This is a genomic window from Pseudomonas benzopyrenica (genome assembly GCF_036884265.1).
GTDB classification, from domain to species: Bacteria; Pseudomonadota; Gammaproteobacteria; order Pseudomonadales; family Pseudomonadaceae; genus Chryseomonas; species Chryseomonas benzopyrenica.
The window spans coordinates 2,265,511-2,286,098 of sequence record NZ_CP145723.1 but is presented as its reverse complement, the minus strand read 5'-3'; the positions used below and the strand labels follow the sequence as shown (position 1 = coordinate 2,286,098).

Here is a 20,588-nt window from a genome sequence, read left to right as displayed (position 1 = left end):
GCTTTTAGCGCCCTTTGCTCAGCCGCTGCAGCAGTTGTGCACGCCGCGCCTGGTCCGCGGCTTCCTTGGCCTGGGCCAGGGGCAGCAAGGCTGCAGCCCGCGCGGGCGACAGGATGAACAGGCCGTCGTCGTCTCCCAGGGCGAGGTCACCGGCGCAGACGAGCGTCTCGCCGAGCTGGAGTTCGACATTCAATTCGCCCAGCGCCTCGCCGCCCTGAGTGGTGACGGCGCTGATGCCGTGGTGGAACACCGGCAGGCCGAGCCGGCGAATTGCCTGGATGTCGGTGATGGCGCCGCTCACCACCACGCCGGCCAGGCCCTTGATCAGGGCCGCCAGGGTGCGCAATTCGCCCCAGCAGGCGCAGTGGGGATCGCCGACGGCCTCGATCACCAGGACGTCGCCCGGGCGGCTGGCGATCAGCGCCTCGCGCAACAGGGCGCCGTGGGGCAAGGGGATGCGTACCGTGACCACCCGGCCCAGCAGGCGCGTGCCGGCTACCGCGGGCTTGAGCTCGGGCAGGTAACCCGTACGTCCGAGATGGCCCAGGGTCGAGGCGGAAATCTCGGCGTAGCCGGCGATCAGCTCGGCGGGTAGCTCGCTCAGGTGGCCGGGCATGCGACCTCCCGCGGACGGATCAACGGACAGTTGGAACAGTATTCGGCGGGCGCCGTCGCCTGATAGTAGAAGCAGCAGGTACGCCGGAAGCGAACGGGACGCCCCACGGTATTCGTCGTTGCAGGCCGGCGGAACTGCGCCAGCGGATTGGTCTCCAGTCCCAGCTCCGCCGGCGTGGCCGCCAGCAGCCAGGCGAAGTCCTCGGCGCAGCGGGCACGAATGGCCGGATCGTCCAATTCGGCGAGGCGCCGGTCGTAAAGCGAGTAGAGCCGCACCGCGGCATTCTCCCAGAGGATACGGGGCGAGACGCGGCCAACCCGTGCCAGGCTCTCCCAGAGCGGTTGCAGCAGATCACCGAACAGGGTGCGCGCCAGCCAGGCGCGGGTAGCGGCATGATCCTCCAGGGCGGGCAGCGGCCGGGTATCGTTCAACGGCAGGGCCGATCGCCAGCGGCCCTGGGCATGGCCGTCCTCGATCCAGACATTGCCAGGCGAAAGGTCCAGGCGCCGGCCGTAGGTCGACAGGGCCTGGAAGGCCACCCCGGTGGTGAGGAAGCCCAGCCGCTTGGTCAGCAGCGACGCCGCGACCCGCCGCGTGGGGGCTTCCATCCGCTCCGCCAGGTCGTCGAGCAACTCGGCGCAGCGCGCGGCGTCCAGCCAGGCGGCGACCGGTTGGCTGTGCTGCCCGTCGCGCTCCCGGGCTTCGCGCAGGCCAAAGGTCTCGCGCAATACCTGCAGGTGTTCAGCCGCCAAGGCAGGCCTCAGGCACATGGCGGTACCTCGCGACCGAAGGGAATGCACAGCGGTGTACCGAAATAGGGATCGGCGATGATCCGGCATTCCAGGGCGAACACCTCGCGCACCAGGGCTTGCGTCAACACCGCCGCGGGTGCGCCCTGGGCGAAGGCACGCCGCTGGTGGACGGCGACCAGGTGATCGGCGTAGCGGCAGGCGAGATTGAGGTCGTGCAGCACCATGACGATGGTCTTGCCCTCCTCCCGGTTCAGCTGGCGCAGCAGGTCCAGCACCTCGATCTGGTGCGCCAGGTCCAGGTAGGTGGTGGGTTCATCCAGCAGCAGGCAGTCGGTGTCCTGGGCCAGGGTCAGGGCGATCCAGGCGCGCTGGCGCTGCCCACCGGAGAGGTCGTCCACCGGTCGCTCCGCCAACGCCAGCAGGTCGGTGAGGCGCAGCGCCTTGTCCACCGCCGCGGCATCGTCCGCCGACCACTGGCGCATCCAATTCTGGTAGGGATAGCGGCCCAGGCTCACCAGTTGCCGCACGCTGATGCCCTCGGGCGCCACCGGGGTCTGCGGCAGGACCGCCAATTGCCGGGCCAGGGCGGCGGTGGACTGCCGGTGGATGTCCTGGCCGTCGAGCAGCACCTGGCCCTGGCGCGGCTCCAGCAGCCGGGCGCAGGCCTTGAGCAGAGTGCTCTTGCCGGAGCCGTTGCTGCCGATGAGGACCGAGACCTGGCCCGGTGGTAGTTCGAGGTCGAGGGCCTCGATGATGGTCTGGGTGCCGTAGCCGAGGGTCAGGCCGCGGCTGGCCAGGGTTGCCATGAAGACTCCTTCAGGGACGCTGCCGGATCAGCAGGTAGAGGAAAAAGGGCGCCCCCAGGGCGGCGGCGAAGATGCCGGCCGGCAGATCCAGGGGCAGGAACAGGGTACGACCCAGGAGATCGGCGAGCATCACCAGCAGCGCCCCCACCAGGGCCGCCAGCAGCGCCTGACCGGCGAAACCGCCCGGTACCAGGCGACGGGCGATATGGGGCGCGATGAGGCCGACGAAGGCGATGGCGCCTCCCCAGGCGATGGCCAACCCGGCCAGGGCCACGGCCAGTGCCAGCAAGGCCGCGCGCTGCCGCTGCAGGCGAACGCCGAGACCACGGGCCAGGTCATCGTCGAGTTGCGCCAGCACGGCGTGTCGCGCCAGGGTCGCCAGCGGCAACAGCAGGGCCAGCCACCAGAGGCCCAGGGCGCGCACCTCCGGCCAGCTGGCGCCATAGACGCTGCCGGTCAGCCAGACGTAGGCGGACAGCGTGGTGGTCAGCGGGCTGAACACCAGCAGGAAGGTAGTGGCCGCGGCGAGCATGGCCGATACCCCTACCCCCACCAGCACCAGGCGCAACGGCGAGGCACCGTGATTCCAGGCCAGGCCATAGACCAGCAGCGCCGCCAGGCCCGCGCCGAGCATGGCGGCCAGCGGCAGGCCATTGGGCCCCAGACCTTCCGCCAGGAACGCCAGATAGAAGACCGCCCCGGCACTGGCGCCACTGGTGATACCCAGCAGGTCCGGTGACGCCAGGGGATTGCGCACCTGCCCCTGGAGCAACAGGCCGGATACCGCGAGGGCGCCACCCACCAGGGCCGCCAGCAGCGCCCGGGGCAACCGTAATTGCCAGACGATGAAACCCAGGCCACCGTCCGGCTGTTCGACCAGCACGCCGAATACCTGGGCGGGCGTCAACCAGACCTTGCCCAGGCACAGGCACAGCAGCAACGTCACCAGGGCCACCAGCACGGCGAGGGTCAGCCGCCCCAGGGTGGCCGGCGCCACGCGCCGGGAGAAACGGCCGAGCCGCCACACGATCTCAGCGGCCATGGCGGCCTCCCTGGCGCGCGAGATGGATGAAGAAGGGCCCGCCGAACAGCGCGGTCATGATGCCCACGGGCACCTCCTGGGGCAGGATCACCACGCGCGCCAGGCTGTCGGCCAGCACCAGCAGCAGGGCCCCGCCCAGGGCGCAGCCCGGAATCAACCAACGATGTTCATGGCGTGATCGCGCCAACAGCCCGCGGACCAGATGCGGCACCATCAGGCCGATGAAGCCGATGTTGCCGGCCAGGGCCACGGCGCTGCCGGCCAGACAGATCACCAGCACCCCGGCCAGCAGGCGGATCAACCCGATGGGCTGCCCCAGGCCGCGGGCCAGGTCGTCGCCGGCGACCAGTACGTCGAGCTGCCCGGCCAAGACCACGGCGGCGGCCAGGGCCAGCAGGCTGAACACCAGCAAGGGGGCGGCAGTGTCCAGGTTGCGCTCGCCCACCGAGCCGGCCAACCAGAACAGCACGCTATCCAGGCCCTCCTGGTTGATCACCAGCAGTGCCTGGCTGAAGGCGGTGAACAGCGCCGCCAGGGCGGCGCCGGCCAGCACGATGCGTAGCGGCGTGAGGCGCGCCTGGCCCTGGTTGCCCAATAACCACACCAGCGTGCCGGCCACCGCCGCGCCCAGCAACGCGCAAAGCACCCAGCTTTCCGTGCTGGAGAGCCCTAGCAGGGTGATGCCCAGCACCAGGGCGAAGGTAGCCCCGGCGTTGATGCCGAACAGCCCCGGCGACGCCAGGGGATTGCGCGTCATGGCCTGCATCAAGGCACCGGCCACCGCCAGGTTGGCGCCCACCACCAGGGCGACCAGCAGGCGCGTCAACCGGGTGGTGTTGACCAGGGTGGCGTCCAGCGCCAGCGAGGAGTCCTGCACCAGGGCAGCTACTACGCTACCGGGCGCGATCCAGCGGGCGCCGACCGAAAGGCTCAGCACGGCGGTCAGCGCCAAGGCCAGGGCGAGCAGCAGCAATCTGAACGGCGCGGTCATGCAGCCCCCTGGATGACCAGGACGCGCTCGATGTCGTCCAGCAGCAGATTGGCCGCGAGAATGCCGCCGCCCAGGCTCCAGGCCACTCCATCGACCTGCCAGACCTGGCCGCGCCGGGGTGCGCTCAGGCGCTGCCAGAGCGGGTGCTCGATCAGGCTCGCGTAGTTGCGCTGCACTGCGGCCTGGTTGGCACGCAGGAAGACGAAAAAGACGTCGGCCTCCACCACCGGCAGGCTTTCCCGGGAGGTCAGCTTGATCGAGGGGCTGGCGTTGCCCTGGCTGGCTGCTGGCCAGGCGAAGCCCAGCTCGCTGAGTACCCGTCCGGCGAAGCTGTCGGGCAGGTAGCTGCGCAGGTGATCGGCGCGCACGTCCAGTACCGCCACCGTCGGCGGCCACTGGGCTCCGTAGTGCCGCTGCAGCGCGGCGCGCAGGTGATCGATGCGCGCCTGCCAGGCGTGCAGCAGCGCCGTGGCAGCTGCCTCACGCCCCGCGGCGGTGCCCAGGGCCAGCAGGGTCTGCTTGAATTCGAAGACCTCCTCCAGCATCACCACCGGGCACAGCTGCTGCAGCAAGGGCGCGATCCGACCATGGCGAAAGCGAGAGGCGACGATCAGCTCCGGCGCCAGCAGCGCCAGGTCCTCCAGGCTGGGTTGGGTTTCCAGGCCCAGCGAAGGCACCCCCGCCAGCGCTGGGCGTAGATAGCGATAGACCGGTTTCTCGCTCCAGGACTCGACCACGCCGCAGGGCCTGAGTCCCAGGGCCACGGCGCTGTCGGTGGCGCCCTGGAACAGGCTGGCCACCCGCCCGGGCTGCGCCTGGGCCACGCCCGGCTGCAGCGCCAGGCCGGTTGCAAGAACGCCGCCGAGCTCAAGGAGCCGGCGGCGGGTCATGGCTGAGGACGAACTAGGGGGCATGGCTCACCTGATGAAAGGGATTGACCACCCTGCCCTTGCCGAATGGCATGCTGCCGGGCCCACCGGCCCGCTCGATCATCGGGCGCAGCAGCCACTTCTGCGGCCAGTCCGGCGCCTCGAACAGCGTTTCCCGGAGCAGTGCCCGGGCCTCGGCATCGAAGTCCAGGGTCGCGATGCGCTCTTCCAGCACCTCGCGCAGCAGCGTCCAGGCGGCGGTCAACGGGATATCGTAGCAGCTCGCTAGGGTCTCGAAGATGGCCCTGAGGTTGACCTGGATGCCCAGGGTCTGGAACCAGAACAGCAGGTCGCGCGGATGCTCGTGGTAGAGCGTCTGGGCATGGCCAGGCTTGATCCGGTACTGCGGATCGGCCAGCCCCTGGCGCTCCAGCCAGGGCACGTACAGGCGCAGGGAGTCATGGTCGCGCAGCAGAAGGCCCTGGATGCGTCCGGCGCGCCAGACCAGCACCGCGTTCTGCCCGTGCACCTCGCCGAGCAGGCCGAGGCGGAACAGGCGCAGATTGAGGTCGATGAAGCTGTGGCAGAGCTCACCCAGCAACAGCTGGACGTTGGCGGACGTCGGCGCCAGCGACCGTGCGGCCAACCAGTCATCGAAGAAATGCCGGCGACTGCCCGGTAGCGGTGTGCCGAGCGCGGCCATGGGCAGCAGGCGGCAGTCCGGCTCGGCCAGCAGCGCCGCGGGATAGCCGCGCACCATGGCTGACAGATGCCGCGGTGCCTCGTCGAACAGGGTCGCCGCTGGCGGCATGAAGGCCCACCAGCGACTCTCGTCGCACAGGTGTAGGCTCTCCGCGAGCACCGGGTCCAGGGTGCGGGCCTGGCGCAATAGGGCCTCGCTGCGCGAGCCGTTGATCATCTTCACCGCCGGCAGGTAGCGTGAGGCGCCCAGGGAATGCACCGCCATGGGCAACTTGAGCTGGGCCACGCCCGCGCCCTCCTCCATGAGCATGGAGCGCAGCGACGAGGTCGCGTAGCAACGTGCGCCGGCGAAGTCCAGGTGCTGGCAAACGCCGCTGGCGAAGGCCTCGTCCAAGCGGCCCGGCAGTCCCTCGGCGAGTTGCCAGGGGTGTACCGGCAGCGCCAGGTGACTCTCTGCCACGCCGCGCTGCTGCAATTCGGCCTGCAACTCGGCCAGCGCCGCTGGGGTCAGCAGGTCGGCCGCCGGCCCCTGGCCCTCCGCCGCCAAGCCCTCGCCGCACAGCAGCTGATCGCGGCGCACCGCGACCCAGGCCAGGCGCACGGCTTGGCCGAATTCGGCCTGATAGGCCTGGTAGTCGGCGTCGCTCAGCCCCAGCTTGGCCTTGGCCAGGGGGTGATAGGGGCGATCCCGCAGGGCGGCCCAGCGCTCCAGCTGCAGGAAGGCGGCCTGGCCGTCGCCCTCCAGCAGCGGACCCGGGACCAGGGGCCGTTCCAGCGACAACCGTGTCTGCCGCAGACTGGTGGCCAGGGTCTCGCGCAGCAGGGCGATGCCTCGCGCCTGCTCCGGGTCGGCGGCCGCCTGGGCGAACACCAGGGTGACGAAGGCATCGGGCGTGAGGGTGCTCCAGGCGTCGCCCTGGCGCGCCAGGAGCGGCGTACCAGGCACCTTCACCCAGGCCTGGGTGATGCCTGGGCGCACCCGCGCGGCGATGAAGCGCTGTTCGCGGGGATCGCAGCAGCACTCCCAGAGGCGCTCCTCTGGGGCGGCCGGCTGCAGGATGGCGGGATGTTCCGGGGCCGCGGCCGCCAGGGTCACGGCAAGCGGGGCAAAGATGTCTTCGGCCAGCAGGCAGTCGAACAGGTCCTGCAGGATCAGGTCGGTGGCGAGGGTATGGGCGTTCATGGGGATTCTCCGCAGGTATGGGCGGTCAGGCGGGCCTGCAGGGCCCGAAAGGCGATGCCGCGCTCGTCGCCGAGCACGAAGGTGGTGACGCCCCGAGCGCGCCAGAGCTCCAGGTCCTCCGGGCGCCGGAGGATGGCGCAGTAGGGCGTGCCCTGGCGCCTTGCGGCGGCCCAGGTCTGCCACAAGGCCTCCTGCACCTCGGGATCGGCGATCTGCCAGGGGCGCCCGAGGGATTGCGACAGGTCCGCCGCGCCTTCGAGCAGCAGGTCCACTCCTGGGACCGCCGCGATCTCCGCCGCCCGGGCGACGCCGGTGGCACTCTCGATCATGGCGACCACTAGGATCTGCGCATTGGCGCGGGTCACGTAGTCGGCCAGGCTGGTTTTGCCGAAGGAGCCAGGCCGCCCGGCATTGAGGCTGCGCTCGCCCTCCGGGTGGTATTTGCAGGCGCGCACCGCGGCGGCCAGCACCGCCGGGTCTTCCACGCAGGGCAGCACGATCCCCTGGGCCCCGGCATCGAGCAGGCGCAGCAGGCGCTTGGGCTCAGCGTCCGGCACCCGCACCAGCGGCGTGAGGTCGTAGCCCTCGGCGGTGCGGATCATGTTCTCCAGGGTTTCCGGATTGATCAGCACGTGCTCCAGATCGATGATCACGAAGTCGTAGCCGGCTTCGGCGATCAGCTCGATGCTGGCGGGCGTGGGCAACGAGGCGAACAGCCCCTGGCTGGGCGTGCCGGCCGCCAGGGCAGCCTTGAGGCGATTGACCCTCAGCATGCGACGGGCCGGTAAGGATGCAGCGGGTTGGCCACCGCCTTGAAACGTCGCTCGCCATCGCCCAGCAGACGCCGCTTGGTCAGCTCCTCCACCTCGAAGGTGGGGGCGAAGACGTCGAACAGCGCATAGCGCTCCCGGTGCTGGGGGTTGGCGCGCTGGTAGTCGAGAATGACCGTGGCGGTCGCCTGCCAGAAATCGCCTTCGTCCAACGCGAAATGCTGGCGCAGAAACACCGCCAGCTCGCCCAGGGCGATGAAGAAGAAGGCGTCGCAGGTAAAGTCACGTACCGCGTCGACATCCTCGGTGAGGATGAAGGAGTTGCGGTTGATCCGCGCGTGGCTCGCCGGCAAGGGCTCCAGGGTTGGTCGCAGTTCCGGGCGCGCCAGGTGGCGCTCGGCATAGCGCACGCCGTCGTGGAAGTCCTTGAGGGCGATGCGCAGCGGCCAGCCGTCACGGTGGATCAGCACGATGTTCTGGCCATGGGACTCCATGCCGATACCTTCGGCGTGGAGCATGTGCATGAGCGGCGTCACCGTGACCCTGAGCAGTTGCTGCAGCCAGGCGTCGAGGCCATGGCGCTCCACCCAGGCGGTGACGAAGGGCTGCGGCGCGCCCTGGCCGTAGCGATTCTCCACCTGGGTCAGGCCGTTGAAGGGCACAGCCTGCTCATCCGGGCGTAGATATGCATGGATGCTCTCGCGCCAGACGGCACCGAGGGTGCCATACACCTGCCCTGCCCGGCTGACCGGCAGCGCGCGACTGTCGTAGGCGACGCCGGCGACCTCGCCGAGCACCACGAAGTCCAGGTCGCGGGCGGTGGCGTCGGTTTCGATCAGGCGCTGCAGCCAGTCGGTGATGAGCGGGCCGTTGAGCACGGTGTGGCGCGCCAGGATGCGGGTGCTGGAGGTATTGGTCAGGCACATCGCCAGCTTGACGTAGGGCCGCTGGGGCGCACTGCGATTGGCCAGGGTGCGGATGGACTGCTGGGCGGCGTACTGGTCCAGGGAGGTGCCCAAATAAAGCAGCTCGCCGCTGACCAGTTCGGGCTGGAACAGCGCGGCCAGGTGCTGCTCCCACTGCCAGGGATGCACGGGGATCAGCTGGTAATCGTCCAGCGCCCGACCCTGTTCGCGCCACTCGGCGGCCAGGGCCGCCCAGCGCTGGGCACCGAATTCCTCGGCGATAAAAGCCGGGAAGTCCAGCCGGCTGGAATGCCCCACCGAGGCCCGCTCGCGCGCCAGGGCCAGCCAGACCAGCTGGATCGGCTCGCCGAACTCCGGTCCGTAGCGGCGATTCTCGGCCAGGGAAAAGCCGATGCGCGACTTGTAGCAGGGGTGATAGCCATGGGCATCCATGAAGTGCCGTTCCAGCGCGTCCACGTCCAGTTCGTGGGCCGGGCGGTCGGGACGATAATCCTGGCGGCGCGACTGCAGGTCCTTGAGCAGGGTCTGCTCCAGCTCCTGGACGAAGCGCGGCCATAGCGGCGCGGCGCTCTGCTCGCCGAGCAATTCGGCCAGGGTCTCGTGCAGCGTCGGCGCACGGCTGCCCTGGGCGTCCTGGCGCACCAGGCGCTGGGGGTCCAGGCGGATCAGGCCGAAGCTGGCAGCGGCGGGCGCATAGCCCAGGTACTGCACCGGTTGGCCATCGGCGGCGCGACCGGCCAGGCGATACTGCGCCAGGCCATCCGCCACTGGCTGTACCTGGGCGCTGAGCACCTCTTCGTAGATCAGCGTCTGCAGCAGCTGCGCCACCACGCGCTGCTCGACCTGGCGATAGAGGGCGGCGTCGGCGGGCGACGGCCAGGGCTGCGCAGGAAGTGAAAGCTGAGCGGTCATGAGTACCTCCGAACGGAAAGGGATTGGCCGGCGGGAAAGCGCCAGGCCCAGGGCAGTGCCAGCAGGATGAACAGACCGGTGGCGACGAAGGCGTCCTGGATGGCGACGCCAGTGGCGGCCTGGCGCGGACCCCAGCCGGCCGCGCCGCCCAGGCGCAGCTCCAGCCACAGGGAGGCGACCACCACGGCCACCGAGGACACCAGCCGCCGGGCGATGTTGTTCATGGCCGCGCCCTGGGTGACCTGGGTATCCGGCAGGGTGTTGAGGCCGGCGGTGGTGGCCGGCATGTAGGACAGCCCCAGGCCGACGCCGCGCAGTACCATCAGCGCGCAGATCCAGGCGAGCCCGGCATCGCTGCCGACCACCCCCAGGGCCAGGGTGGCGAGGCCGCTGAGGCTCAGACCGGTGGCGATCACCCCGCGGGGCCCGCGACGGTCGAGCAGACGGCCGCCGACCTGGCCGAACAGCGCTGCCGCCAGAGCCGTGCAGAGCAGCGCCAGACCGGTCCAGAGCGCGCTGTGGCCCAGCACCAGCTGGATCAGCAGCGGCAGCAGCACCAGGCACTCGAACATGCCCACCGCCTGGACCACGGCGATGATGACGCTGGCCCGGTAGCCGCGCAGGGCGAACAGTCGCAATGGCAGCAGCGGATGGCGGCGCCGCAGTTGCAGGCGGACGAAGGCCAGCAGGCACAGGACCCCGGCGGCCAGGGCCAGCAGGTTCAGGGGTTCAGCCAGGGCAGCCAGGTCGCGCAGCCGGCCAAGGGTCACCAGCAGCAGCCCCAGGCCACTGGCGATCAGCAGGTAGCCGGCCAGGTCGAAGGGCTTGTGTTCGCGGGGGCCATCCGCGGGCAGCACCACCTGCCCCATGGCCAGGGCCAACAGGCCCACCGGGACGTTGAGCAGGAACAGGGCGCGCCAGTCGAACACCTCCAGCAGCAGGCTGCCGCACAGCGGACCCAGCGCCGGCGCCAGCATCACCGCCCCACCCCACCAGCCGGTCACCCGGCCGCGTTCCTCCTTGGGATAGACGGAGAAGATGATGCCCAGCGCCAGGGGGATCATCAGGCCGCTGGCCACCCCCTGGATCACCCGCGCCGCCAGCACCCCGGCGATGGAGCCGGCCAGGGCGCCCAGTGTCGAACCGGCGATGAAGGCCAGCAGCCCGAGGCGATAGAGCCGCCGCCGGCCGATCCGTCCGGCCAGGAAGCCGGTCAGCGGCATGGTGATGCCCATGGCGACCATGAAGCCGGCGACGATCCAGCTGGCCAGCAGCGGCCCCAGGTCGAAGGCGGCGATGAAGGCCGGCAGCGCCGGATTGAGCGCCGTGTTGGCCAGGCTGACGGTGACCGTGCCCAGCAGCACGTTGACCGCCACCCAGACCCGCGGGATCGCCACGCTCACGTCGGGGCGCTCCCGTGCCCGTCGAGGAACAGCTGGCGCGGGCGCGGATGGCAGAGGAAATCCGCGTGGGAGATGTTGTAGCCATAGGCGCCGGCCAGGGGCAGCACCAGCAGGTCGCCGACCCTTACCTCCCCCAGCGGCTGGCCGCGGCTGAGGATGTCCTTGGGCGTGCAGAGCTGGCCCACCACCGTCCAGGCCTTGCCCCCGGTCGCCGTCGCCCGCGCCTCGCGGGGCAGGTGCAGCACCGGGTGATCGTGTCCCTGGGCCACCGGCAGGCGGAACTGGTGGGTCCCGCCGCGGCAGACCAGGAAGTGCTGGCCGTGGCTGGTCTTGGTATCCAGCACCTCCATGGCGTAGTAGCCACAGAAGGCCGCGAGAAAACGTCCCGGTTCGAAGCGGATCAGCGGCGGCTGCGCCTGGGCGGCCAGACGGGCGCGCAGGTGCGCGCACAGCCGCGCCCAGTCGAATCGCCGACCTTCGCGATAGTCAACGCCGATGCCGCCCCCGACGTTGAGCCGCACCAGGCTCTCCGGGCGCCGGGCCAGGCCGCGCCAGTGCGGCCAGCGTTCCAAGTAGAAGTCCAGCAATTGCAGATGGCGCTCGACCGAGTGCTGGTGCGACAGGGCATGCACATGGAAACCCTGCAGCTGCAGGTGGCTGGCCGCCTCCACCGCTGCCACCGCGGCGTGCAGGTCGGCCTCGTCGAAGCCGAAGGGCGTCGCCGTACCGGCCATGGCCAGGGTACTGGTCAGCCCGGCCGGCAATTGTGGGTTGATGCGGATGTACACCGGCTGTAGCCGCCCCAGGGAGCGGGCCAGGCGTTGCAGGCGCTGGATCTCGCCGAGGCTCTCCAGGTGGATGGCTTCGACCCCGGCGCTCAGGGCGGTGCGCAGGTCGGAATCCAGCTTGCCCGGACCGGAGAAGATGAACGGCTTGCGCTGCGGGCAGGCGGCGAGGCGATCGATCTCGCCACCGGAGGAGATCTCGAAGCCGTGTACCAGCGGCGCCAGGGCCGCCAGGATCGGCGCCTCGCTGTTGGCCTTGATGGCGTAGTACAGCTCCACGCCTGGCGGCAAATCGGCCATCAGCGCGGCGACGTGCCGCCGCAGGGCATCGAGGTCGTAGACAAAGGCCACCAGCGGATCGCTGGACTGCGCCTGGGCCTCCACCAGGGCGGCGCGTACCGCGGCAGGAAGCTCACCCATGACGCACCTCCGCGCCCCAGGGGCAAGGCAACTGCACGTAACCGGCATGGCGATCGGCCTGGGCCGCTAGGCGTACCTTGAGATTGGTCTTGCAGGGAATGGGTTGGCCGGCGATCAGCGCATCCAACTCGGGGGCGGCGCGTTGCAGGTCGCGGCGGATGGCGATCAGCTCGGCTTCCACCTGTCGCCACAGACGCGGCGCCAGGTGCGGACGCTCCCAACTCAGCGCCAGCACCGCCTCGGCGAGGTTGTTGACGAACAGGCAGTAGGCGATGCGCCGCCAGCCCTGGTCGCGGCTGTAGAGCAACGACTGCCGCACCCGGGGCTGGACATGGGCGTCCAGCGCCTCGGCGCCCAGGGTATCGGTCAGCTTGATGCCTTCAAAGTCGCGCAGCAGCAGGCGGATGGGCCGGCCGTTGTCATGCACCAGCACGCAGTTCTGCAGGTGTGGCTCCAGCACCACGCCGTGCTCGAAGAACAGCCGCAGCACCGGCCCCAGCAGCAGCCGCTGATAGTCCTGGAACCAGGCCAACCGGGCTTGATCGCTGGGCTCCTGGCCGCCGCAGCGGGTGAGGAAGTCCTGCAGCAGCGGCTGCAGGCGGGTGTCGCGGGCGAACAGGGTGCCGGCCAGCAGGCAGCAGTCGGCGCCATGCTCCAGGCAGAAGTTCTCGCGCAGGATGGCACCGGTCTGCTCGCGGAACCAGCGCTCGTCCTCGGCACTCGCCGCCGGCGGTGCCCAACTCAGGGCGCCGGGCTCGCGCACCATGTCCAGGCCCGCCACCCGCCCCTGCAAGCGCTGCATGAGGCGGTCGACGATCAGGGTGCTTTCCAGTTCGTACCAGGCGTTCTTGCGTACGCAATTGGTGATACGCACATTGAGCGAGCCCTTGACGAAGAAGGCATGGCCTTCGCGGTACCAGGTGCGCATGGAGGCCGTGGGGCTGGCCAGCGCGCCGCTGGCGCCGAGGTCGCGGAGCTCGCCCTGGGCGAGCAGGGTCTGGACCCGTGGATCGCCCAGGAACAGCTGCGCCTGGACCGGGTGCAGCACGATGCGCACGCGCCCCGGGGCGGTCTGCGCCTGGTCCACGAAGCCCTGCAGCACCTGGGCATCGCTCAGGCCGTTGCCCGCCACCCGCAGCCCGGCACGGGGCACCTCTAGCACGTGCATGGGGGTGCTGGTGTGCAGTTCCGGTGCATAGGCCTCGGCCGGCAAGGGCTCCGGCCAGCGCCGGGCCTTGGGTGCCGGGTGATTGGGGTGGCCGAACCACAGGCCCTGCTCGCTGGCCAGATAGTCGCTGAGCGGAGCGGGATGGCGCGAGACCTGCACGTGGTCGACGATGGCCGCGGTCAGGCGCTGGCTTTGCAAGACCTGTTGCAGCAATTCGTTATTGTGGGCGCCGGCGAGTTCTTCGCAGGCCTCCAGCAGAAAATCGATGAAGGCAGGAAAGTCCGGGCAATACCAGGCCTGGTCACCCCGTCTTACATAGATATCGGATAGATAACGCTGGCTGCCGAGTTCATCCTGTCGATCGACGACCAGAAAGAACTGGCGGTCTCCAGGAAAGTTGATCAGCAAGGGGACGCCGCCGTCTTGCAACCAACTCAGATAATTGGCCGGCGCTATACCCCGGCGATCTTCCGGCCAATTATAAGTCAGGCACTTTTCCGGCAGCGCGAATTCCTTGATGAGGCAATTCATCAAGGCGTGGGAAGACGCCAGCTCACTGACGATGCGGGAAAGCAGAGTGGATTCGAAAGAGGTCATGGCAGTGTCCAAAAGGTAGCGCGTCCCTGCGGGCGATCCGGTGCGGTGGCGCTCTGGTGGTGCCCTGCGCTCAGCCACGCGGCTCGGCCAGCGCCGCCACGAGGGCCGCCTCCAGGCGTTCGAGCAGCACCAGGCAGTGACTTTCCTGCAGGATCAGCGGCGGCAGCAGCCGCACCACGTTGCCGTCGCGGCCGCCGCGCTCGAGCAGCAGCCCCTGGGCGAAACAGTGGCGTTGAATGGCCGCCGCCAGGGCGGGATCGGCTGGCAGGCTGCCGAGTGCATCCGCTTCGCCGCTCGAGTCGACGATCTCCAGGCCCAGCATCAGGCCCAGGCCACGGACATTGCCGATGGCGGGGAAACGTTCGCGCAGCCGCTCCAGATGCCGTTTGAGCCAGCCACCGAGCTGGGCGGCATGGCTGACCAGGCCTTCGCGCTCGATGACCTCCAGGGTGGCGAGTCCCGTGGCCATGGCCAACTGATTGCCGCGGAAGGTGCCGGTATGGCCACCCGGTTCCCAGGCGTCGAACTCCCGCCGAATCGCCAGCAGCGCCAGCGGCAGGCCGCCGCCCACGGCCTTGGACAGCACCAGGATGTCGGGCTCGATGCCGGCATGCTGGCAGGCGAACAGCGCGCCAGTGCGGCCGAAACCGGTCTGGACCTCGTCGACGATGAGCAGAACGCCGTGTTCCCGGGTGACCCGGCGCAGGGTCCGCAACCATTCCAGCGGTGCCGGATTGACGCCACCCTCCCCCTGCACCGCCTCGACGATCACCGCCGCCGGGCGGCAGACGCCACTTTCCACGTCGCCGAAGAAGCGCTCCAGGTAGCGCGCCAGGGCCTCGGCGCCCCGCTCGCCACCCAGTCCCAGCGGGCAGCGGTATTCATGGGGATAGGGCAGGAACTGCACCCCGGGCATCAATCCCGCCACGCCCTGTTTGGGCGCCAGGTTGCCGGTCACGGCCAGGGCGCCGTGGGTCATGCCGTGGTAGCCCCCGGAAAAGGCGACCACGTTGCTGCGTCCGGTGACCTTCTTGGCCAACTTCAATGCCGCTTCCACCGCATCGGCGCCGGACGGACCGCAGAATTGCAGGCAGTAGTCCTCGGACTGACCCGGCAGCATACCCAGCAGTCGCTCGCTGAAGGCGTCCTTGAGCGGCGTGGTGAGGTCCAGGCTGTGCATCGGCAGGCCACTGGCGAGAAAAGCGGCGATGGCCTCGGTGACCGCCGGATGGTTGTGCCCCAGCGCCAGGGTGCCCGCCCCGGCCAGGCAATCCAGATAAACCTTGCCTTCGACATCGGTTACCCAGACGCCACCGGCCTTGGCGATGGCCAGCGGCAGCTTGCGCGGATAACTGCGGACCTCGGATTCGAAGCGCGCCTGGCGAGCGAGAAAGAAAGCGTTATCGGGTGTTGCTGTGTCACGACGAAGGGATGGTTGAAGCATGGCGTCAGACCTCGAGACGTTTATCTTCGGTAACGATAATCAGTTTCATTCTCATCCTTCAACCGCTATTCCCACCAATACTCGAGTCTTTGAACTCGCCCAACTTTCACCAATTAGCGGACGATAAGAAACGCGAACTCACTGTGGGTCCGTTATCGAAATAGCTCGGCAATTATCCTGATAGAAACTTTGCTTCAGTTATATCCGCATGACACTCCGATCAATGAGTAATAGGCCTTGACCGCGCAATGCGGCCCAGTTGTGCACCTAGTTGGTTATCCGCGTTATCCGCCGCCGCGCAGGACTGCAACGAACCTTGCGCAACGGCGGGATTTTTGGCGTTCAGAACGCCAGGGTGGTGGAGAGGACGAAGGTCCGCGGCGTGGAGATCGTCAGGCCGGGTTCGCTGTCGTCGGAGGCACCGGCGGAGGCCCAGTAGCGCTCGTTCATCACGTTCTCCACCGAGGCGCGCAGGGTCACGCGGGTGGTGTCGACCTTGAAGGCGTAACGCGCGCCCACGTCGAAGCGATGCCAGGCATCGATTTCCTTGCTGTTGGCCTGGTCCAGGTACTGGGAGCTGGTATAGATCCCCCGTCCGGTCAGGGTCAGGCCGGGCACCGCCGGGATGTCCAGTTCGGCGCCGAGGTTGGCATTGAGCTTGGGCGTGGCCGGGGCGCGATTGCCGTCGAAGGTACCGCCCACGGTGTCCCTGAGTTCGCTGTCGATGTACATCAGGCCGCCCAGCACGCGGAAGCCGGCCAGCGGCTCGCCGAACACGCTCAGCTCCGCTCCGTCGTTGACCCGCTTGCCGTTGGGACCGAAGGTACGGCTGGTGGCGTTGGTCTCGTAGGCTGGCTGCTTGATGCGGAAGGCACTCGCGGTCACGGCCACGGCGCCGAAGTCGTACTTGGCGCCCACCTCCGCCTGGCGACTGATGAAGGGCGGGAAGATCTCGTCCTCGTTCAGCGCGGTGGACGGCGCGATCTTGCCCTGGCTCAGGCCTTCCATGTAGTTGGCATAGAGCGAGAGCCGCTCGGTGGCCTTGAACAGCACGCCCGCCGAGGGCGAGAGCTTTTCCTCGTCGTAGGCGGTGGTTTGCTTCACCCCATCGGACCAGTCGTCCACCTTGACCCGCTGCCAGCGGGCGCCGAGGGTGACCAGTAGGCGGTCGTCGAAGAAGCCCAGGGTGTCGGCCAAGGCCACGCCGCTGAACCGGTTCTCGGTGTAGCCCTTGGCATCGGCGCGGGTCTGTACGCCTGGCGCTGGCAGGTCGCGGGGGTTGTAGAGATTGCTCGTTCCGTTGGCGTAGCGCCCGCCGCCGTTCTCGAAGTCCATGTAGAAGTAGTCGGCGCTGACATTGAGCTCGTGGCTGACCGGTCCGGTTTGCAGCCACTTGCGGGCACCGACGTTGGCCGTGCGCACGTTCTCGTCGCGGGTGAAGTCGCGCGGCTGGACGCTGAAATCGCCGGCGTTGTTGGTGATGGAGACGTTGTGGCGAAGGAAATCGTGATCGCTGCGGCGCGCGCCCACGGCGCCATAGACCATCAGCGAGTCGTCGACGTCGAATTCGCCACGCAGGGCGCCGAAGGTGTCCTTGGTCTGGGCGCGGGTCCAGCGCTGGGCATAGTTGTGGCGCACGTCATCGGCATCGGGCACCCGGGCGTTGGCCCCCACCAGCACCCGTTCCTGGGGCGCATCGGTGTCGCGCTCGGTATGGCCGAGATCGAGGCCCAGGCGCAGACGTTCCACGCGATAGTCCAGGCCCAGCACGCCCATCTGGCGGTCGACGTGCTGGTGATCCCAGGTGGTGTCGCCGGATTGCTTGACGCCGTTGAAGCGCATGCCGAAGCGATTGTCCTCGCCGAAGCGACGCCCGATGTCCACGGCCCCGCCCACCTGGCTGTCGGAGGCATAGCTGCCGGTGATCTCGGTGATGGGCTGATCGGTGGCGCGCTTGGGCACCACGTTGATGCCACCGCCGACGCTGCCGCGGGGCGAGATGCCATTGAGCAGCTGACTCGGCCCCTTGAGGATATCGACCCGTTCGGCCATCTCCATGTCGATGGAATAGGTCGGCAGCACCCCATAGAGGCCGTTATAGGCGACGTCGCTGTTGAACAGGCTGAAACCGCGGATGGTGAACTGTTCGAAACGACCCCCCGACGGATTGGTGGAGCGCACCGAGGGATCGCTGGCGATCAGGTCGGTAAGGGTGCGGGCCTGGAGATTCTGGACGGTCTGGGCAGTGTAGGAGGTCTGGCTGAAGGGCGTGTCCATGAAGTCGCGATTGCCCAGCAGCCCCTGGGAGCCTTGCCGCGCGACCTGGCCACCGGCATAGGGAGCGTCGTCCGCCTGCAGGCTGGTGGCGACGATGGATGTACTGGCCAGCTCCTGGACCCCACTCTCCTGCGGCGCCGGCGCCAGGGTGAAGTCACGCTCGCCCAGCGGCTGGAGTCTCAGACCAGAGCCGGCCAGCAGGCGGCTGAAGCCCTCTTCCACGCCGAAGTCGCCCTTGAGGCCAGCGCTGCTGCGCCTGCCCACCAATCCCGGATCCACCGCCAGATTGACGCCGGATTCCGCCGCAAAGCGAGTCAATGCCTGGGCGAGACTGCCCGCGGGAATCTCGTAATGCCGACGAGCCGCCTCCTGGGCCCACGCCGAACCGGCCCACCAAGGGGTACCGCTCAATGCCACCAACAGGCCCGTACGCAGCAACGGACGCAATACCAACGCCACCATCGAATCCCCCTCCTTTTGGTTGTCCTATGCCGTTAATGACCGACGAGTACCGAAAAGGGGACAGGCTTTTTTCAGACGCTGACCGTGCGCGGCTGCAGGGTCACCCAGAAGCGGGTGCGCCAGTGCACCTCCAGCGGCAGCGTAGCGGCCAGGAGAGTCAGCACCCGGTCGGTGTCGGCAAGTTGAAAACTGCCGGTGACCCTGAGGTTGGCAACCGCAGGATCCCAACGCAGCAGGCCGAGACGATAGCGGCTGAATTCCTCCAGGAATTCGCCCAACGGCTGGTCCTGGGCGATCAGCACCCCTTGGCGCCAGCTCAGCAGGGTCGCGGAAAAGGGCTCGATAGCCCCGATTCCCAGGGCACTCAAGCGCAATTGCTGGCCCTTGCCCAATTCCAGCCCGAGCCCCTTCAGTGGTCGCACGCCCACGCTGCCGCTGACCACCCGTACGTCGCATCCCTCGTCATGCTGATGCACGCAGACCTCGGCCTGGCGCACCGTCAGGACGCCGAAACGGGTATCGAGGGTCATTGCTTCGGCGCTAGGCACCTGCAGCGAGAGCTCGCCCTGCACGAGGGTCAGGCGTCGCCGGGCTGGATCCAGGTCCACGGCGGTCGCGGTATTGAGTTGCAGCAGGCTGCCGTCGGCCAGGGTCAGGGTACGGCGTTCGCCGGTGGCGGTGCTGAGGTCGGCGGTCCAGGCGTCCAGAGGCAACGTCTGGGTCAGCCACCAGCCGGTCGGTACCACCACCGCCAGCCCCAGCAACTGGCGCATGGCGGTCCGCCGGCCACGGTCGGCCGGTTGCAGACTGGCCATGGCCAATCGCGAAGGCACCGCGGCGAAGCGTTGTTGCAGCGCCAAGGCCGCCTGCCAGGCACGCTCGTGCTCGGCATGGGCCTGGCGCCACTCCTGCAGCTGCTGATGTTCGCGCTCGCCCGCCGCGCCAGATTCCAGCAGCGCTAGCCAGCCCGCGGCCTCGCGGATCGCCGTCCGCCGCCGGTCTTGGCCGCTGCTCAGCACAGCTCCGCCAGCAGGCAATGCTCATAGGCCTGCGCCATGTATCTCTTGATGGTGCGCTCGGAGACGTGCAGGCGCTCGGCGATCTCGCGATAGGTGAGGTCTTCGAGCTGACTGAGCAGGAAGGCCTGGCGGACCTGGGTGGGCAGACCATTGAGCAGCTCATCGAGGGCCTGCAGAGTTTCCAGCAGTATCCAGCGTTGCTCGGGCGATGGCGCGCAGGCTTCGGGCAGCTCGGCCAGCGCCTCCAAGTACGCCTGCTCCAGGCTGCGTCGGCGCTGGAAATTGATCAGCAGGCGCTTGCCGATGGTGACCAGATAGGCCCGCGGCTCCTGCAGTTCGCCGAGCACCTCGGGATTGCTCACCAGCCGCAGAAAGGCTTCCTGGCTGAGATCGGCCGCATCCCACTCGCTACCCAGCCGCCGCCGCAACCAAGCCTGTAGCCAGCCGCTGTGGTCGCGATAGAGGCTATGAAGATGGCGCGAGGATGCGAGAGCCATGTCATTCATGACGGATGCTACCTGCTCGACGATGCTTAGATGATATTGATTCTACTTTACCACTTGAGGCACCGACCAGTCCCAAGCGCTCTAGACTGCCGCCTGATAGACGGATCAGGCCTGATTTGCGACTGCCGAAGGGCCTCACTGAGGTCCAAGGTGGGAGCAGCCGCCCTCGCCTGCCCATAGCTCGATCATTCCATTTTGCGGAATGCTGAAGTGACCAGAAGGCCCATTCCCTCACGAACATTCTGATTCCAAGCTGGTAGCACCTGTCGGGACCACCCTTGGCCCCGATGCCTGCCAGGAGTCGGCTCATGCAGCTCTATCACACCCCGCTGTCCGGTCATGCCCATCGTGCTGTGCTCTTCGCCTCCTTGTTGGGATTAGAGGTCGAGCTGATCGACGTCGATATCCCGGGCGGCGCCAATCGCACGCCTGAATTTCTCGCCCTCAACCCCTTTGGTCAGGTACCGGTCCTGCGGGATGGCGAAACGGTGGTCGCCGATGCCAACGCCATCCTCGTCTACCTGGCGAAAAAGACGGGCCGCAGCGACTGGCTGCCCGAGGACCCCGCGGGCGCGGCGGCGGTGCAACGCTGGTTGTCGGTGGCGGCCGGCGAGCTGGCCTATGGCCCGGCGGCGGCGCGCTTGATCACGGTATTCGGCGCCCAGCTGGATGCCGACGAGGTCATCGCCCGCGCCCATGTCCTGCTCGAACGCCTGGAGGCCCACCTGGCCTCGCGAGACTGGCTGGCGGCCGCTTACCCGACCGTCGCCGATATCGCCCTCTATAGCTATTTGGCCGGGGCGCCGGAAGGCAATGTGGATCTGGCACCCTACGCGGCCGTGCGTGCCTTCCTGCAGCGGGTGGAAGCCTTGCCGGGCTTCGTGCCCTTCCCCCGGACCGCGGCAGGCCTCAGGACCTGATCGCGCGTCGCCTAGCTG

General features: G+C 68.5%; 17 protein-coding genes. 1 reads left to right on the top strand and 16 read right to left on the bottom strand.

Annotated elements, in window-relative coordinates; all coding sequences use genetic code 11:
• Nucleotides 1–4: 4 nt before the first annotated feature.
• The 16 genes from V6W80_RS10705 to V6W80_RS10630 form a co-directional block, all read right to left on the bottom strand.
• On the bottom strand, nt 5–616 hold the full coding sequence (locus V6W80_RS10705; RefSeq protein ID WP_338547026.1) for an RraA family protein: 612 nt from the start codon (nt 614–616) through the stop codon (nt 5–7).
• A complete protein-coding gene (locus tag V6W80_RS10700; RefSeq protein ID WP_338547025.1) occupies nt 601–1,386 on the bottom strand; it encodes an IucA/IucC family C-terminal-domain containing protein in 786 nt (261 codons plus the stop codon). The genes V6W80_RS10705 and V6W80_RS10700 overlap by 16 nt, the downstream gene beginning before the upstream one ends.
• Nucleotides 1,377–2,174: an ABC transporter ATP-binding protein gene (locus tag V6W80_RS10695; protein ID WP_338547023.1), complete on the bottom strand. Its 798-nt coding sequence runs from the start codon at nt 2,172–2,174 to the stop codon at nt 1,377–1,379. Before V6W80_RS10695 ends, V6W80_RS10700 begins: the two co-directional genes overlap by 10 nt.
• 10 nt (nt 2,175–2,184) lie before the next feature.
• On the bottom strand, nt 2,185–3,216 hold the full coding sequence (locus V6W80_RS10690) for a FecCD family ABC transporter permease (protein ID WP_338547022.1): 1,032 nt from the start codon (nt 3,214–3,216) through the stop codon (nt 2,185–2,187).
• Nucleotides 3,206–4,207, bottom strand: coding sequence for a FecCD family ABC transporter permease (locus V6W80_RS10685; RefSeq protein ID WP_257706100.1), 1,002 nt, complete (start codon nt 4,205–4,207; stop codon nt 3,206–3,208). Before V6W80_RS10685 ends, V6W80_RS10690 begins: the two co-directional genes overlap by 11 nt.
• Nucleotides 4,204–5,121 carry an iron-siderophore ABC transporter substrate-binding protein gene (locus tag V6W80_RS10680; protein WP_338547018.1) on the bottom strand — a complete coding sequence of 306 codons (918 nt, stop codon included), beginning with the start codon at nt 5,119–5,121 and terminating at the stop codon, nt 4,204–4,206. Before V6W80_RS10680 ends, V6W80_RS10685 begins: the two co-directional genes overlap by 4 nt.
• Nucleotides 5,111–6,961 (bottom strand): IucA/IucC family protein, encoded by a 1,851-nt coding sequence (locus V6W80_RS10675; RefSeq protein ID WP_338547016.1) that lies wholly within the window; start codon nt 6,959–6,961, stop codon nt 5,111–5,113. The genes V6W80_RS10680 and V6W80_RS10675 overlap by 11 nt, the downstream gene beginning before the upstream one ends.
• Nucleotides 6,958–7,734, bottom strand: a complete 777-nt coding sequence (locus V6W80_RS10670; protein ID WP_338547014.1) for an HpcH/HpaI aldolase family protein — start codon at nt 7,732–7,734, stop codon at nt 6,958–6,960. Before V6W80_RS10670 ends, V6W80_RS10675 begins: the two co-directional genes overlap by 4 nt.
• Nucleotides 7,728–9,569, bottom strand: coding sequence for an IucA/IucC family protein (locus tag V6W80_RS10665; protein WP_338547013.1), 1,842 nt, complete (start codon nt 9,567–9,569; stop codon nt 7,728–7,730). Before V6W80_RS10665 ends, V6W80_RS10670 begins: the two co-directional genes overlap by 7 nt.
• Entirely contained in the window at nt 9,566–10,972 is a 1,407-nt protein-coding gene (locus V6W80_RS10660; protein ID WP_338547012.1) for a DHA2 family efflux MFS transporter permease subunit, read from the bottom strand. Before V6W80_RS10660 ends, V6W80_RS10665 begins: the two co-directional genes overlap by 4 nt.
• Complete coding sequence (locus tag V6W80_RS10655) at nt 10,969–12,177, bottom strand: type III PLP-dependent enzyme (protein WP_338547011.1); 1,209 nt, start codon at nt 12,175–12,177, stop codon at nt 10,969–10,971. Before V6W80_RS10655 ends, V6W80_RS10660 begins: the two co-directional genes overlap by 4 nt.
• Nucleotides 12,170–13,942 (bottom strand): IucA/IucC family protein, encoded by a 1,773-nt coding sequence (locus tag V6W80_RS10650; protein ID WP_338547009.1) that lies wholly within the window; start codon nt 13,940–13,942, stop codon nt 12,170–12,172. The genes V6W80_RS10655 and V6W80_RS10650 overlap by 8 nt, the downstream gene beginning before the upstream one ends.
• A gap of 70 nt (nt 13,943–14,012) precedes the next feature.
• Entirely contained in the window at nt 14,013–15,386 is a 1,374-nt protein-coding gene (locus tag V6W80_RS10645; RefSeq protein WP_338547008.1) for a diaminobutyrate--2-oxoglutarate transaminase, read from the bottom strand.
• 342 nt (nt 15,387–15,728) lie between these two features.
• Nucleotides 15,729–18,125: a TonB-dependent receptor gene (locus V6W80_RS10640; protein WP_338547007.1), complete on the bottom strand. Its 2,397-nt coding sequence runs from the start codon at nt 18,123–18,125 to the stop codon at nt 15,729–15,731.
• Nucleotides 18,126–18,196: 71 nt separating this feature from the next.
• On the bottom strand, nt 18,197–19,141 hold the full coding sequence (locus tag V6W80_RS10635; protein WP_221433693.1) for a FecR domain-containing protein: 945 nt from the start codon (nt 19,139–19,141) through the stop codon (nt 18,197–18,199).
• Nucleotides 19,138–19,650, bottom strand: a complete 513-nt coding sequence (locus V6W80_RS10630; protein WP_338547006.1) for a sigma-70 family RNA polymerase sigma factor — start codon at nt 19,648–19,650, stop codon at nt 19,138–19,140. Before V6W80_RS10630 ends, V6W80_RS10635 begins: the two co-directional genes overlap by 4 nt.
• A 308-nt stretch (nt 19,651–19,958) precedes the next feature.
• On the opposite strand from V6W80_RS10630, the gene V6W80_RS10625 reads away from it, so the two are divergent.
• Nucleotides 19,959–20,570: a glutathione S-transferase family protein gene (locus V6W80_RS10625; RefSeq protein WP_017639891.1), complete on the top strand. Its 612-nt coding sequence runs from the start codon at nt 19,959–19,961 to the stop codon at nt 20,568–20,570.
• Nucleotides 20,571–20,588: the final 18 nt, after the last annotated feature.

Coding starts and splice junctions, on each gene's coding strand:
- V6W80_RS10705 (WP_338547026.1), bottom strand. CDS start 616: ATGCCCGGCCACCTGAGCGAGCTACCCGCCGAGCTGATCGCCGGCTAC.
- V6W80_RS10700 (WP_338547025.1), bottom strand. CDS start 1,386: ATGTGCCTGAGGCCTGCCTTGGCGGCTGAACACCTGCAGGTATTGCGC.
- V6W80_RS10695 (WP_338547023.1), bottom strand. CDS start 2,174: ATGGCAACCCTGGCCAGCCGCGGCCTGACCCTCGGCTACGGCACCCAG.
- V6W80_RS10690 (WP_338547022.1), bottom strand. CDS start 3,216: ATGGCCGCTGAGATCGTGTGGCGGCTCGGCCGTTTCTCCCGGCGCGTG.
- V6W80_RS10685 (WP_257706100.1), bottom strand. CDS start 4,207: ATGACCGCGCCGTTCAGATTGCTGCTGCTCGCCCTGGCCTTGGCGCTG.
- V6W80_RS10680 (WP_338547018.1), bottom strand. CDS start 5,121: ATGCCCCCTAGTTCGTCCTCAGCCATGACCCGCCGCCGGCTCCTTGAG.
- V6W80_RS10675 (WP_338547016.1), bottom strand. CDS start 6,961: ATGAACGCCCATACCCTCGCCACCGACCTGATCCTGCAGGACCTGTTC.
- V6W80_RS10670 (WP_338547014.1), bottom strand. CDS start 7,734: ATGCTGAGGGTCAATCGCCTCAAGGCTGCCCTGGCGGCCGGCACGCCC.
- V6W80_RS10665 (WP_338547013.1), bottom strand. CDS start 9,569: ATGACCGCTCAGCTTTCACTTCCTGCGCAGCCCTGGCCGTCGCCCGCC.
- V6W80_RS10655 (WP_338547011.1), bottom strand. CDS start 12,177: ATGGGTGAGCTTCCTGCCGCGGTACGCGCCGCCCTGGTGGAGGCCCAG.
- V6W80_RS10650 (WP_338547009.1), bottom strand. CDS start 13,942: ATGACCTCTTTCGAATCCACTCTGCTTTCCCGCATCGTCAGTGAGCTG.
- V6W80_RS10645 (WP_338547008.1), bottom strand. CDS start 15,386: ATGCTTCAACCATCCCTTCGTCGTGACACAGCAACACCCGATAACGCT.
- V6W80_RS10640 (WP_338547007.1), bottom strand. CDS start 18,125: ATGGTGGCGTTGGTATTGCGTCCGTTGCTGCGTACGGGCCTGTTGGTG.
- V6W80_RS10630 (WP_338547006.1), bottom strand. CDS start 19,650: ATGAATGACATGGCTCTCGCATCCTCGCGCCATCTTCATAGCCTCTAT.
- V6W80_RS10625 (WP_017639891.1), top strand. CDS start 19,959: ATGCAGCTCTATCACACCCCGCTGTCCGGTCATGCCCATCGTGCTGTG.